13 protein-coding genes are annotated in these 13,110 nt (G+C 68.5%); 3 read left to right on the top strand and 10 right to left on the bottom strand.

The features are described 5' to 3' along the window. Positions 1–477 carry a nuclear transport factor 2 family protein gene (locus ACLIVD_RS10215; protein ID WP_009478940.1) on the bottom strand — a complete coding sequence of 159 codons (477 nt, stop codon included), beginning with the start codon at positions 475–477 and terminating at the stop codon, positions 1–3. Between the two features lie 384 nt (positions 478–861). Here ACLIVD_RS10215 and ACLIVD_RS10210 point away from each other — a divergent pair, with 384 nt between their 5' ends. Continuing rightward, complete coding sequence (locus tag ACLIVD_RS10210) at positions 862–2,358, top strand: acetyl-CoA acetyltransferase (protein WP_491932408.1); 1,497 nt, start codon at positions 862–864, stop codon at positions 2,356–2,358. Between the two features lie 13 nt (positions 2,359–2,371). Here the strand turns inward: ACLIVD_RS10210 and ACLIVD_RS10205 are convergent, their stop codons facing one another. The 8 genes from ACLIVD_RS10205 to ACLIVD_RS10170 all read right to left on the bottom strand — a co-directional run bounded on the left by ACLIVD_RS10205 (position 2,372) and on the right by ACLIVD_RS10170 (position 9,514). Next, positions 2,372–4,156, bottom strand: a complete 1,785-nt coding sequence (locus tag ACLIVD_RS10205; protein WP_283331493.1) for an ABC-F family ATP-binding cassette domain-containing protein — start codon at positions 4,154–4,156, stop codon at positions 2,372–2,374. Next, positions 4,156–5,091, bottom strand: a complete 936-nt coding sequence (locus tag ACLIVD_RS10200) for a 4-(cytidine 5'-diphospho)-2-C-methyl-D-erythritol kinase (protein ID WP_105413301.1) — start codon at positions 5,089–5,091, stop codon at positions 4,156–4,158. The genes ACLIVD_RS10205 and ACLIVD_RS10200 overlap by 1 nt, the downstream gene beginning before the upstream one ends. Before the next feature lie 72 nt (positions 5,092–5,163). Further along, entirely contained in the window at positions 5,164–5,817 is a 654-nt protein-coding gene (locus ACLIVD_RS10195; RefSeq protein WP_491932407.1) for an urease accessory protein UreD, read from the bottom strand. Continuing rightward, positions 5,817–6,506 carry an urease accessory protein UreG gene (gene ureG, locus ACLIVD_RS10190; RefSeq protein WP_280781386.1) on the bottom strand — a complete coding sequence of 230 codons (690 nt, stop codon included), beginning with the start codon at positions 6,504–6,506 and terminating at the stop codon, positions 5,817–5,819. The genes ACLIVD_RS10195 and ureG overlap by 1 nt, the downstream gene beginning before the upstream one ends. A 32-nt stretch (positions 6,507–6,538) precedes the next feature. Continuing rightward, positions 6,539–7,171 carry an urease accessory protein UreF gene (locus ACLIVD_RS10185; RefSeq protein WP_283331495.1) on the bottom strand — a complete coding sequence of 211 codons (633 nt, stop codon included), beginning with the start codon at positions 7,169–7,171 and terminating at the stop codon, positions 6,539–6,541. Next, the gene (locus ACLIVD_RS10180; RefSeq protein WP_491932406.1) at positions 7,171–8,892 is read right to left on the bottom strand and encodes an urease subunit alpha; all 1,722 of its coding nucleotides are present in this window, start codon (positions 8,890–8,892) and stop codon (positions 7,171–7,173) included. Before ACLIVD_RS10180 ends, ACLIVD_RS10185 begins: the two co-directional genes overlap by 1 nt. Next, entirely contained in the window at positions 8,889–9,203 is a 315-nt protein-coding gene (locus ACLIVD_RS10175; protein WP_491932405.1) for an urease subunit beta, read from the bottom strand. The genes ACLIVD_RS10180 and ACLIVD_RS10175 overlap by 4 nt, the downstream gene beginning before the upstream one ends. 8 nt (positions 9,204–9,211) lie before the next feature. Next, positions 9,212–9,514: an urease subunit gamma gene (locus ACLIVD_RS10170; RefSeq protein ID WP_005238744.1), complete on the bottom strand. Its 303-nt coding sequence runs from the start codon at positions 9,512–9,514 to the stop codon at positions 9,212–9,214. 137 nt (positions 9,515–9,651) lie between these two features. Here ACLIVD_RS10170 and ACLIVD_RS10165 point away from each other — a divergent pair, with 137 nt between their 5' ends. Further along, on the top strand, positions 9,652–11,034 hold the full coding sequence (locus ACLIVD_RS10165; RefSeq protein WP_491932404.1) for a cation:dicarboxylate symporter family transporter: 1,383 nt from the start codon (positions 9,652–9,654) through the stop codon (positions 11,032–11,034). Here ACLIVD_RS10165 and ACLIVD_RS10160 read toward each other — a convergent pair. Beyond that, the gene (locus tag ACLIVD_RS10160; protein ID WP_283354019.1) at positions 11,028–11,870 is read right to left on the bottom strand and encodes a YdcF family protein; all 843 of its coding nucleotides are present in this window, start codon (positions 11,868–11,870) and stop codon (positions 11,028–11,030) included. The two genes, ACLIVD_RS10165 and ACLIVD_RS10160, sit on opposite strands and share 7 nt — an antisense overlap. Positions 11,871–12,097: 227 nt before the next feature. On the opposite strand from ACLIVD_RS10160, the gene ACLIVD_RS10155 reads away from it, so the two are divergent. Then, a complete protein-coding gene (locus ACLIVD_RS10155; RefSeq protein ID WP_491932869.1) occupies positions 12,098–13,066 on the top strand; it encodes a helix-turn-helix transcriptional regulator in 969 nt (322 codons plus the stop codon). The last annotated feature ends 44 nt before the right edge of the window (positions 13,067–13,110 follow it).

The raw sequence follows: 13,110 nt of genomic DNA, 5'->3' as shown, positions 1-13,110 counted from the left end.
TCAGGCAGACGCCGGAGGTTGCAACATCGCCCACTTGTTGGACGTGAGCCGGAAACTCGGGAAATCGGAGAGCGCCGCAACCGATTCCCAGGTGCGTTCGTAGCCGGTGTGCGTGATCCGCCAGTTTCCGTCGGGGCACCGAAGATAACGATCGTGATAATAGGCAGACCCGCGCAGCAGCATGCCGTCCTCGGGAATCAGCGTGGTGTCCGCGAGAAACCACACCCCTACCGCGGTGTCACCGGTGACGGTGATCTCGGGCTGGCCGCACTGATGCTCGGTGATGACGTGGGTCCCGAGAGTGTTCTCGAGGAAGGACACGAATGAGTCACGGGAATCGAACGTGAGGTATTCGCTGTACGTCGCCGTGACGTCCGGGACCATCGTGTCGGCGAACTCCACCCACGACTTCGTATCGAGAGCACGTGAGTAACGGTGCTTGAGCTGCTCGATCTGTTTGATTGCTTCGAGATCCATGACCCCCGCCTCCTGTGCAGCGAACATGCAAGCCCTGGACTGCAGATTAGTCGGATTATCTGCAGGTTCGCCTTGGTTTCCCCCGTTTTGCCCAGATCATGCATATTCAGGCCGTGATCCGGGACACGAAAAGGTTACGAAATGACTGCATGGCCTGGGCACCCGCACACCAGTCACACTACCTTAGGCTACCCTCACTTGGCGAGGGCCCGGGCGCGCCGGCCCCGCGGGCCCGAGGGTTTCACATCTTCGAGCATCAGCATTCTAATTCCGTTGCTACACATAACATTTCGATATCCGGTCGGGATTGCTGTGACCCCGAATCCACAGGTATCTCGTCCGGCGCTATCGTGACGCTGACGTGGTCACACGAGAGGGGAATCCATGGATCCGACCCGCATACCGGTGATCGTCGGAGTCGGCGACATCCGCTCCGGCCGTGCAGGCGATCCGGCGGCCCCGCGTGAACCGCTCGACCTGATCACCGACGCCGCGCGTGCTGCTCTCGCCGACAGCGGCTCCGCGACCCTCGGCTCCCGGATCGACGCAATCCATGCGGTGAAGACCGTCAGCTGGTCGTACGACGATCTCCCCGGACTGCTGGCCGCCCGGTTGAATCTGCCGTCACGACGGTCGAGCACGTCCCCGATCGGCGGCCACTGGCCCGCGGCGCTCCTCGACCGCATCGGCGCCGACATCGCCGCGGGCCGGTCGGCGGGCGCGCTCCTCGTCGGCGGTGAGGCGCAGGCGACCATGACGGCGCTCCGGAAGTCGGGCACCGATCCCGCGTCACTGGGCTGGGCGTCGGCGCCGGGCGGTCCCCCCGCGTTCGACCCGGCGGATCTCGGGAGCCCCGCGATGCAGCGTGCCGGCCTGATCGTTCCGACCCGGGTGTACCCGTTGTTCGAGAACCGGGTGGCGCACGAGTCGGGTGTCGGACCCGATCAGTCGCTGGCCGAGTCGGCCCGGATGTATTCGGCGTTCTCCGAACTGGCGGCGAAGAACCCCGCGTCGTGGACGTCCGGGGTGTATTCCGCGGAGGAGATCGCCACGGTGGGTCCGGGCAACCGGATGGTGTGCGAGCCGTACCCGTTGATGCTCAACGCCATGCCGTTCGTCGATCAGGCCGCCGCGACGCTGGTGTGCTCCCTCGCCGTTGCGCGCGAACACGGCGTTCCGGAGGACCGCACGGTGTTCCTGTGGGGCGGCGCGGGAGCCACCGATCCCGTGGACGTCCTGAGCCGCAACGGTTTCGGCACGTCCACGGCCATGACGGATGCAGTTCACCGGGCACTGTCGCGGGCCTCGATCGACGCCTCGGCACTCGACATCGTCGACGCGTACAGCTGCTTCCCGGTGGTGCCGAAGCTACTCACCCGCACGCTCGGCCTGCCCGAAAGCATCGTGCCGAGCGTGACGGGCGGCCACTCCTTCTTCGGCGGTCCCCTCAACAGTTACACGCTGCACTCGATCGCCGAGGTCACCCGCCGACTGAGGGAAGGCGCGGGACCGGCCCTGGTCCACGGCAACGGCGGCTATCTGACGTACCAGCACGTGGTGTTGCTGGCGGGCGCCCCGCACCCGGGTGGATACGTCGGCGATCCGGCGCCGGTGCAACTCGCGGCGGAGGCGCCGGAACTCGTCACCAGCTATGAAGGACGAGCCGACATCGTCACATCCACCGTGGAGTACGGGCGGGACGGCGCCCCCGCGACCGGCTTCGTCGTTGCGCACACCCCCGACGGCCGGCGCCTGGCCGGACATACCGGCTCCGAGGAGGCGCTCGCATTGTCCGCGTTCGCACAGACCCCGGCGGGGTCGGTGATCGGGCGGACCGTTCACGTCACGGACCGCGACGGCATCCTGTCGGTGCGGTTCTGACGGGCCGGGGACACTAATCCAGCTCGGCGGCCAGCTCCATCCACTGTTCCTCGGTGGCTTCCTTCTCCGCGACGACCTGCTTGAGCTCGGTGTCGAGCTTCTGCAGCTTGTCCGGATCGGTGGCCGCCTCCGCCAGCTTCTCGTGCAGCTTCCGTTCCCGGTCGTCCAGCTTCGCCACGGCCCGCTCGAGACGCGACAGTTCCTTGCGCGCGGCGCGTTCGGCGGCCCCGTCCCGCAGCTGCTTGGGGGCCGACGCACCGGTCGCCGTCGACGCCACCGACGGCGCGCCGGTGTCGACCATCTTCGCCCGGCGACGCAGGTAGTCCTCGATCCCACCGGGCAGGTTGGTCAGCTTGCCGTCGCCGAACAACGCCCACGTGGAGTCACAGATGCGTTCGATCAGGTACCGGTCGTGGCTGATGACGACCATCGTGCCCGCCCAGCCGTCGAGAATGTCCTCGAGCTGCTGCAGCGTGTCGATGTCGAGGTCGTTGGTCGGCTCGTCGAGCAACAGTACGTTCGGCTCCGACATCAGCACACGGGTCAGCTGCAGCCGGCGACGCTCGCCACCGGACAGGTCACCGACCGGTGTCCGCTGCCGCGCAGGCGTGAAGCCCAGCCGTTCGGCGAGCTGCCCGGCCGATACCTCTTTGTCGCCCAACGTGATCCGCTCGGCAACGTCCTTGACGGCCTCGAGGACCCGCATGTTCGTCGGCAGATCGTCGAGTTCCTGACGGAGCCAGCCGATGTGCACCGTCTGCCCCTGGATGCGCTTGCCCGACGCCGGCGAGATCTCCCCGGCGAGCGTGCGCAGGAGCGTCGTCTTGCCGGAGCCGTTGACGCCGACCAGGCCGACCCGCTCCCCCGGCGCCAACCGCCACGTGAGGTCGTCGACGAGCACCCGGCCGTCCGGCGTCTCCAGGCGCGCATCCTCGAGTTCGATGACGACCTTGCCGAGCCGGCGCTGCGCGAACGACGCCAGCGCCACGTTGTCGCGGGGCGGTGGGACGTCCGCGATCAACGCCTCCGCGGCCTCGATCCGGTACTTCGGCTTGGACGTGCGGGCGGGGGCACCGCGCCGCAGCCAGGCCAATTCCTTGCGAGCGAGGTTGCGGCGACGTTCCTCGGACGCGTCGGCCTGCCGGGAGCGCTCCGCGCGGGCGAAGATCCAGTCGTTGTAGCCGCCCTCGTAGCTTTCGACCTTGCCGCCCACCACTTCCCACGTGCGGTTGGCGACGGTGTCGAGGAACCACCGGTCGTGGGTCACGACCACCAGCGCGCTGCGACGACTGACGAGATGTTCCGCCAGCCACTGCACACCCTCGACGTCGAGGTGGTTGGTCGGCTCGTCGAGCACCAGCAGGTCGAGGTCCTGGACGAGCGCGGCGGCCAGTGCGACGCGTCGCCGCTCACCACCGGACAGCCCGTCCACCGACACCTCGAGCCCCAGGTTGTCGATGCCGATGCCGGCCAGGATCGACCGGATGCGGGCGTCGCCCGCCCACTCGTGGTCGGCCACCCCGAGCGGTCCGAGCACCACGTCGCCCACGCTCGAACCGGGCGGCAGGACGCCGCGCTGGGTCACCACTGCCATGCGCAGGCCGCCGACCCGGCTGACTCGTCCGGAATCGGGCGCCTCCACGCCGGCCAGCACCTCGAGCATGGTGGTCTTGCCACCGCCGTTGAGGCCGACGACGCCGATGCGTTCGCCCTCCTGCACTCCGAGGGATACCGAATCGAGCAGCGGCTTGATGCCGAAGGACTTCGATACCTGCTCGAGATTGATCAGATTCGCCATCAGTGCGATCCCTCCGCCGCGTCGTTGATTATTCGGGCGCCCGGTACGGGTCCGCTGGCGACCCGCACCGTGCGACACACCCCCGCACCTGCGAGTTCTGCGCTGACCCGGACCGCGGCATCCGCTTCAGCACAAAGAAAGGCACAGGTCGGACCGGACCCGGAGACGATGCCGGCCAGTGCGCCCGCCGCGACCCCGGCTCGCAGCGTCCGCCGCAGGCCCGGATTCAGCGACAGCGCGGCCGACTGCAAGTCGTTGCCCAGCAACGGGGCCAGCGTCGCGGCGTCGCCCGTCGTGAGCGCGTGCATCAGGTCTTCGGGTCCGCCGAGTCGCGGCGGATTCCCGTCGGCACGCAACCGGTCCAGCTCCCGGAACACGGTCGGTGTGCTCAAGCCGCCCTTCGCGAGCGCGAGCACCCAGTGGAACGTGCTGCGGGAGAGCACCGGCAGAAGTCGCTCGCCGCGTCCCGTGCCGACCGCGGTGCCACCGTGGAGGGAGAACGGAACGTCGCTGCCGAGCTTCGCGGCGAACCCGTCGAGTTCCTCCCGCGACAGGTCGAGTTGCCACAGCGCGTTCAGCCCGACCAGCGTCGCCGCGGCGTCCGCGCTGCCGCCGGCCATGCCCCCGGCCACCGGGATGCCCTTGTCGATGGCGATCTCGACGTCCGGGCGCCGCCCCGACTCGGCCGCGAGCAGCTCGGCGGCCTGCCACACGAGGTTGCTGCTGTCGGTGGGCACGACGCGGGCGTCCTCACCGCGGACCGTCACCGACAGCGTCTCCGCGGGGACCACCGACACCGTGTCGCTGAGCGAGAGCGCCTGGAACACCGTGTTCAACTCGTGATAGCCGTCGTCACGCAAGTCCCCGACGGCCAGATGCAGATTGACCTTGGACGGGGCCCTGACTACGACGGGGCGAGGAACGACGGAAAGCACAAGGGTAGAGCTTAGGCGCTCCCGGTACGGGTGCGGAAATGCGCACCATCACGCACTTTGCCACTCACCGCGTCACAGGTGCGGGCCGAGCCGGGTGGTGAGGCTGCCGCCTCGGGCGAGGGGCAGACGGGTCCGCGCCGACCGGATGTCGCCGGTGACGTCCGCGGGCCGGTCGTCCGGGTACCGCAATTCACTCGTGACGGCCGCCGGGCCGTCCAGAACGTCGTGCGACACGGTGCCGACGCCGAGTTCCAGCTCGTGCCGGAGCAGCGGCAGGGCGCCGAGATCGGCGTTGGTGACCCCGACCCAGCGTCCCGCGCTCTCCCCCGCCCGGCCGATCTGCACCCGCTCACGCAGCAGCACCGTCGACGACTCGGTGAGGGACACCGTCGTCTCGACGCGATGCTCCGCGCCGCCCGCGATCACCGTGGGTTCGAGCGCGCAGTCGAGCACGGCGTCGTCCTCGACCTCCACCGACCACTGCGCCGTGGACAGCACACGACCCCGGCCGGGCAGGGCCAGGGACGCCGCGACGCTGCGCAGCGTCAGCCGGGCACCCGACCGGACCCGGACCGTGATCTCCCAGTGATCGCCGCCGAGCGGGGTCGCGGCGGTGCCGATCACGTGGACCGTGTCGCGGCCGGTGATCCGCGCCGCCAGTCCCCCGACCGCGGAGATCCGCGGACTGCGGTCGGGGGACGCGACGATCGTCAGTTCGGTGCGCACTACTGGTGCACGTCGGCGAGGGTGCGCACCTGCTCGCGCACCCACTCCAGCGCCGGCCCGGACGACGGGTCCTCCGTCAACGAGATCAGCGCCGTGGGCCTGCCCTCGCGGACCTTCTCGGCGTCGCGGCGCATCACCCCGAGATCGGCTCCGACCATGGGCGCGAGGTCCGTCTTGTTGATCACGAGCAGATCCGAGAACGTCACACCGGGACCACCCTTGCGGGGAACCTTGTCACCACCGGCGACGTCGACGACGAAGATCTGCACGTCGATCAGGCCCGAGGAGAACGTCGCGGTGAGGTTGTCGCCGCCGGACTCCACCAGGATCAGATCGAGCGGCGGGTTGGCCGCGATCAGGTCGTCGATGGCGTCGAGGTTGGCGGTGATGTCGTCGCGGATCGCCGTGTGGGGGCACCCACCGGTCTGCACGGCGGCGATGCGCTCGTCCGGCAGCACGGCGTGGCGGCGCAGGAAGTCCGCGTCCTCGGTGGTGTAGATGTCGTTGGTGAGCACGGCCAGCGACAACTCCTCGCGCAGTTGCCTGCACAGCGCGGCGACGAGCGCCGTCTTGCCCGATCCGACGGGCCCGCCGATCCCGATCCGGACCGGCTCCCCCGCCACCCGGACCCGCCTGGGACGGTCGTGCTGGTGGTCGTGGGGTTCACCATCGATGAAATGCGGTGGCATGGTTGATCTCCTTACTGGGATACAGCTGAGTGTCACGACACGAACAGGGGGCGGTCCCGTAGAACGTGCCGCTCGGCGACGACATCCATGAAGGGGTCGGACACGCTGGACAGTCCGGTCACGCACTGGCCGGCGGTGTCGTCGCACAGGTCGGACAGTGCGAACGTGCACGCGGCGACCTGCGCGGGATCGAGAGCGAGCAGACGCTGCGCGGCGATCGCGGACCCGGTCATGGTGGTGTACACGACGACCAGCGCCGCCTCCCGCGGTTCGACCGCGGTGACGGATCCGACCATCCCCGACACCACGGGCAGGTGCGGACGTGTCCCGAGCGGCGACCAGTCGTGCTCGGGCCACGTGGTGCGGGCCAGCCGCAGCAGACCTCTCCCCTGCGCCCGCGACGACGACCGCGCCGCCGGGGACGGGGTTCGCGCATCCATTTCGGCGTCGGCGTGTTCGGCGGTGAACCGGCCGGCGCATACCGCCGCAGTGATCGATCCCCCGACGAGCCCGGCGGTCCGTATCCGGCGACGCAGGAACGCCTCCATCGTGGCGACGTCGCGGACGACCCCGCTGGCGACGGCCTCCTCGATGCCGCCCGAATGCACGTGACCGCCCGTGGGCAGCCGCGAGTCGGCGAGGGACATCAGGTGAGCGAGGCGCATCAGAACAGGAAGTATCGCTGGGCCATCGGCAGTTCCGCCGCCGGCTGCTCTTCCCACACGTCGCCGTCGATGCGGACCGTGAACGTGTCCGGGTCCACCTCGATCCGCGGCTGCGCGTCGTTGCGGGGCATGTCGGACTTGCCCCGCGACCGCACGTTCGCGACCGGCACCAGTCGACGGCTCAGGTCCAGCCGATCGGCCAGTCCGTCCTCGAGGGCGTGTGGAGCGACGAAGTGCACGGACGTGGCGGCCGCCGCCTTGGGCGCCGCCCCGAACATCGGACGCGGAAGCACCGGTTGCGGAGTCGGTATGGACGCGTTGGCATCTCCCATTGCGGCCCACGCGATCATCCCGCCCTTGATCACCGCGTGCGGCCGGACACCGAAGAACGCCGGATCCCACAGCACCAGGTCGGCGAGCTTGCCGACCTCGACCGATCCGATCTCGGCTTCCAACCCGTGCGCGACGGCGGGGCAGATCGTGTACTTCGCCACGTACCGCTGGACGCGCTGATTGTCGGCGCCGTTGTCGCCGGGCAGGAAACCCCGTCTGCGTTTCATCACGTGCGCCGTCTGCCACGTGCGCAACACGACCTCGCCGATGCGTCCCATCGCCTGCGAGTCGCTGCCGATCATGGAGATGGCGCCGAGGTCGTGGAGCAGATCCTCCGCCGCGATGGTGGACGGCCGGATGCGGCTCTCCGCGAACGCCAGGTCCTCCGGGATCTTCGGGCTCAGGTGGTGGCACACCATGAGCATGTCGAGATGCTCGTCGAGGGTGTTGACCGTGTGCGGCCGGGTCGGGTTGGTCGAACTCGGCAGGACGTTCGCGTGCGCGGCCACCGTGATGATGTCCGGTGCGTGGCCGCCGCCCGCCCCCTCCGTGTGATAGGCGTGGATCGCGCGTCCGGCGATGGCCGCGAGAGTGTCCTCGACGAAGCCGGCCTCGTTCAAAGTGTCCGAGTGGAGGGCCACCTGCACTCCCGCGGCGTCCGCGACGGTGAGGCACGCGTCGATGGCGGCCGGAGTCGAACCCCAGTCCTCGTGCAGCTTGAAACCGGAGACGCCGCCGCGCAACTGCTCCCACATCGACTCGGAGCTGACCGTGTTGCCCTTGCCGAGCAGCGCGATGTTCATCGGCCAGCCGTCGAGTGCCTCCAGCATCCGGGCGGTGTGCCACGAACCGGGGGTGACGGTGGTGGCCTTGCTGCCCTCGGCGGGGCCGGTGCCGCCGCCGATCATCGTCGTGATGCCGCCGCCCAGCGCCTCGTCCATGATCTGCGGGCAGATGAAGTGCACGTGACAGTCGATACCGCCGGCCGTGAGAATCTTGCCGTTCCCGGCGATGATCTCGGTGGACGGACCCACCACCAGATCGGGGTGGACCCCCGACATCGTGTCGGGGTTGCCTGCCTTGCCGAGCGCGACGATGCGTCCGTCCCGAATACCGACGTCCGCCTTGATGATTCCCCAATGGTCGACGACCACCACGCCGGTGATCACCGCGTCGGGGGCGCCCTCGGCGCGGGTCGCGCGACCCTGCCCCATGGACTCGCGCAACACTTTTCCGCCACCGAACACCGCCTCGTCGCCGGCCAGCCCCGGCCCACCGCTGCGGTCCTCGGTGATCTCGATCAGCAGGTCGGTGTCGGCGAGCCGGATGCGGTCACCGGTCGTGGGACCGAACAGCTCGGCGTAGCGTGCGCGGCTGAGTTCGGTCATGACGCGTCCAGCTTTCCGGGAGGAGTGAGGCTCAGCCCGTACACTTCACGGGTCCCGCGCAAGGGGACGAGTGAAATCGTCTGCGCGATACCCGGTTCGAAGCGCACCGCGGTGCCGGCGGGAATGTCGAGCCGCAGCCCGTGGGCGGCGGAACGGTCGAACCGCAGGGCGTGATTGGCCTGCGGAAAATGTACGTGGCTCCCGACCTGGACCGGGCGGTCACCGGTGTTGACCACCTCGAGTTCGGTGCGGGGAGAACCTTCGTTGAGCTCGATCACGCCCTCGGCGCACACGACTTCACCTGGAATCACGGTCACCCCTACGCAATCGGATCGTGGACGGTGACGAGCTTGGTTCCGTCCGGGAACGTGGCCTCCACCTGCACGTCGTGCAGCATCTCCGGGACGCCTTCCATCACGTCGGACCGGGTGAGCACCTCACGACCGGACACCATCAACTCCGCCACCGACCGGCCGTCGCGGGCCCCCTCCAGGATGTGATCCGTGATGAGGGCCACCGCCTCCGGATGGTTCAACACGAGGCCGCGTTGCCGGCGCCTGCGCGCGAGTTCCGCGGCGTAGCTCAGGAGCAGACGCTCCTGCTCGTGGGGCGACAAGCGCATGTGTCCTCCTCGGTCGGTGCGTCGCAATACTGCCATGAACTGCAGTGTGGCACCGCCCACGCTCGGAACGGCCGCCGTTCTCACCGCGGAAACATTCGTGACACGAACCCGTCACAGCGCCTTCCTAGCGTTCCCCCATGGCTATCTCCACTGACGCCCATCCCCCACCCGGTGACGTGTCGCCGACCGGGACGCGATCGCCCTGGTACACCAACCTGTTCGTCCAGCTTCTCGTCGGAATCGTCGGCGGCATCGCTCTCGGCTGGCTGTGGCCGACGGTGGGGTCGGAGCTCAAACCGATCGGCGACACGTTCGTCAAGCTGATCAAGATGCTCATCGCGCCGTTGATCTTCACGGTGGTCGTCACGGGAATCGCCAAGGTGGGCGACGTCAAGGCCGTCGGACGGATCGGCGTGAAGGCACTGATCTACTTCACCGCCGTCACCGGGTTCGCGCTGCTCTTCGGGCTGGTGATGGGCAACATCGTCAAGCCCGGCGGCGGATTCGACATCGACCCGGCCACTCTCGCCGACGGCACCGAGCAGATCGCGGAGAAGACCGGCGGTGGCGAACTTCCCGGCGCCGTCGAATTCGTCATGGACATCGTCCCGACCAGTGTGGTGGGCGCATTCGCCGACAATATATTGCTGCAGGTCCTCTTCTTCGCGGTGCTCTTCGGTATCGCGCTGGCCAAGTACGGCGAGCACGGTCCCCCGCTGGTCCTCGAATTCGTCGACCACCTCAGCCACATCATCTTCATGATCATCGGCTGGATCATGCGGCTCGCCCCGATCGGCGCGTTCGGCGCGATGGCGTTCATCATCGGCCAGTACGGAATCTCCACCCTCGGGAGCTTCGCCGCGCTCATCGCGTGCTGCTACCTCGCCGGAGCGCTGTTCGTCCTCGTCCTCGCGCTGATCGCGAAGGTCGCCGTGGGACTGAACATCTTCACGTTCATCCGCTACACCAAGGAGGAGTTCGGTCTCGCGCTGGGAACCGCATCGTCCGAGGCAGTGCTTCCCCGCATCATGACCAAGCTCGTCGGCGCCGGGAACTCACAGGCCGCGACCGGGCTCGTGGTGCCGACCGGATACTCGTTCAACCTCGACGGGGCCGCGATCTACCTGTCCATCTCCACGCTGTTCCTCGCCCAGGCCACCGGCCACGACCTGTCCGTCGCCGACCAGCTCGGCGCGCTGTTCATCCTGCTCCTCACGTCGAAAGGCATGGCGGGCGTACCCGGGTCGTCGTTCCTCGCGCTGTCGGCGACCGCGACCGCGCTCGGAATCTTCCCCGTCGCGGCGGTCGCGGTGCTGCTCGGCGCCGACCGGATCATGGACTCGATGCGGGTGTTCGTGAACCTCCTCGGCAACTGTGTCGCCACGTTCGTCGTCTCGAACTGGGAAGGCCAGCTGGACAAGCAGAAGATGCAGGACGCCGTCCACGGAAGGCTCAGCCCCGGCGGCGCGGATCCCGTCGCGCAGCCGCCGGTCGTGGCCGAGTACGAGTCGCGTCAGTAGCCGGCGGGAATGCCGAACACCCTGATCGCGTCGCGGTACATCCCGAGCTGCTGGTCCTTGGTCAGCGGCATGACTTCGGCGATCAGCTGACCAGCACTGGTGATCGCGCTCATCGCCCCGACCACCGGCAGTCCGGCGACGTTGAAATCGACCGTTGCCCTGCGGATGTGGTTGGCCGACGTCACGATGATCGCGCCGCCCGCACCGAGCGAGCGCGCGAGCGGAACGGAGTTGAGCGCGTTGCCCACCGTCGATCCGGCACGATGCTCGGGGTGGATGCGTTGCGCCGGGACACCGTGCGACTGCAACCACCCCTGCATCGCGGCCGCCTCGGTGATGCCGTTCTGCGGGTTGCCGCCGGTGACGATGATCGGCGACATCGGCGAGGCCCACGACTGGACGAGCGCTGCCTGCAGGCGGTTGATCAATTCCGGTCGCATCGCGCCGTCGGGGAGCAGTCCGAAGCCGAGGACGATGATCGCGGTGGACGGACCCTGGATGGCCGGAAGGGGGTTCGGGGGCGTGAACGACGCAATTCTGATCGCGTTCAGCATCCCGTCGACGCCGGCGCGCATCCCACCGTCCATCGCGCCGAGCCGGGCGAGCGCGGTCTCGCGGGTGATCAGGTCGCCCGCGGCGTCGGCGTAGATGGCCTGCAACGCCAGCGCATTGGTGTCGCCGGGTTCGCCGGCGACGGCGCCACCGATGTCCGCGAGGGCGCCACGGGTGTCACCTGCGGCGAATCTGCCCTGCGCGCTGTTGAAGAGGTCGGCGGCCGAGGCGGATGCCGTCGCGGTGGTCGAAACCGCCAGAGCCAGGCAGAAGGCAGTGGTCATGACGGTGGCGAGCAGCGCCCTGACTGCTGAAGAAATGGGCCGAACACGAAACTGCGTCACGCTGAGACCTTTCCGTCGGATTTTCACGAAGTACACATGCGATGGTCCGTGGAGCGTCGGCGCCAGTGTAGTGACACTCGTGGGGCTGGTGGGAAAATCGTTACCTACCGTTACCCACAGTCGATAGAGGACCGAAGATGTCCTCTATCGATGGCATTCTGGGACGCATGCGGGAAACTTCGGCACGACTCCTCCGGCTGCTGTCGCTGCTCCAGACCCGAAAGGACTGGTCCGGGGCAGAACTCGCCGACCGACTCGGCATCACCCCACGCACGGTCCGGCGAGACGTGGAGAAACTCCGCGACCTCGGGTACCCCGTCGACGCGACCGTCGGGGTGGGCGGTGGCTACCAACTCGGCGCGGGCGCGGAAATGCCGCCCCTGCTCCTCGACGACGAAGAAGTCCTGGCCGTCGCACTCGGCCTGCAATCCGGCGCGACCGGGTCCGTGGTGGGCATCGGGGAGGCGTCGATGCGAGCGCTCACCAAACTCCGGCAGGTGATGCCGTCCCGGCTGCGACACCGTCTCGAGGCGCTGCAGGTCGACGTGGTCCACCGCGAGCCCGCGAAGAGCGCCGTCGACGCGCAGGTCCTGTCGGCCGTCGCCTCGGTGTGCCACAACCACGAACGACTCCGATTCGACTACAGCACCCACGACGGCACCGAGAGCCGGCGTGAAGTGGAGCCGTACCGTCTCGTCCGATCCGGTCTGCGCTGGTACCTCGTCGCCTGGGACCTCACCCGCGCGGACTGGCGGTCGTTCCGCATGGACCGCCTGACACCGAAGATCCCGACGGGACCGCGGTTCGTGCCCCGCGAACTACCGCCCGGCGGCGCTGCCGAATTCGTCGCACGCGGCATCAACCGGGCCGTCACCCGGATCCGCGCACGGGTACTGCTGCACGCGTCGACCGACGAGATGGCGGCCCTGGTCCACGAAGACTGGGGAACACTCGAAGAAATGCCCGACGGACGATGCGCAGTGGCGCTCGGCGGCGACTCCGTGCCGTCGATAGCCAACTGGCTCAGCGCATTCGGCGTCGACTTCACCGTCCTCGACCCTCCTGAGCTGCGCGAAGAGTGCCGACGGGTGGGTGAGCGTCACCGCCTCTTCGCCGACCGCTACGGTAACGCCTGACCGAGACGCCGTTCAGCCGTCACCGCGGACCGAAAATCCGTGGG

The sequence above is a fragment of the Rhodococcus sp. G6(2025) genome, assembly GCF_058628105.1.
The sequence above is the reverse complement of the archived record's forward strand: the minus strand, read 5'-3'. Positions and strand labels throughout refer to the sequence as shown.

What these genes read in the sequence shown, in the direction of transcription:
- ACLIVD_RS10215 (WP_009478940.1), bottom strand. Translation starts at nt 477, where the DNA reads ATGGATCTCGAAGCAATCAAACAGATCGAGCAGCTCAAGCACCGTTAC.
- ACLIVD_RS10210 (WP_491932408.1), top strand. Translation starts at nt 862, where the DNA reads ATGGATCCGACCCGCATACCGGTGATCGTCGGAGTCGGCGACATCCGC.
- ACLIVD_RS10205 (WP_283331493.1), bottom strand. Translation starts at nt 4,156, where the DNA reads ATGGCGAATCTGATCAATCTCGAGCAGGTATCGAAGTCCTTCGGCATC.
- ureG (WP_280781386.1), bottom strand. Translation starts at nt 6,506, where the DNA reads ATGCCACCGCATTTCATCGATGGTGAACCCCACGACCACCAGCACGAC.
- ACLIVD_RS10185 (WP_283331495.1), bottom strand. Translation starts at nt 7,171, where the DNA reads ATGCGCCTCGCTCACCTGATGTCCCTCGCCGACTCGCGGCTGCCCACG.
- ACLIVD_RS10180 (WP_491932406.1), bottom strand. Translation starts at nt 8,892, where the DNA reads ATGACCGAACTCAGCCGCGCACGCTACGCCGAGCTGTTCGGTCCCACG.
- ACLIVD_RS10170 (WP_005238744.1), bottom strand. Translation starts at nt 9,514, where the DNA reads ATGCGCTTGTCGCCCCACGAGCAGGAGCGTCTGCTCCTGAGCTACGCC.
- ACLIVD_RS10165 (WP_491932404.1), top strand. Translation starts at nt 9,652, where the DNA reads ATGGCTATCTCCACTGACGCCCATCCCCCACCCGGTGACGTGTCGCCG.
- ACLIVD_RS10160 (WP_283354019.1), bottom strand. Translation starts at nt 11,870, where the DNA reads ATGACCACTGCCTTCTGCCTGGCTCTGGCGGTTTCGACCACCGCGACG.
- ACLIVD_RS10155 (WP_491932869.1), top strand. Translation starts at nt 12,098, where the DNA reads ATGCGGGAAACTTCGGCACGACTCCTCCGGCTGCTGTCGCTGCTCCAG.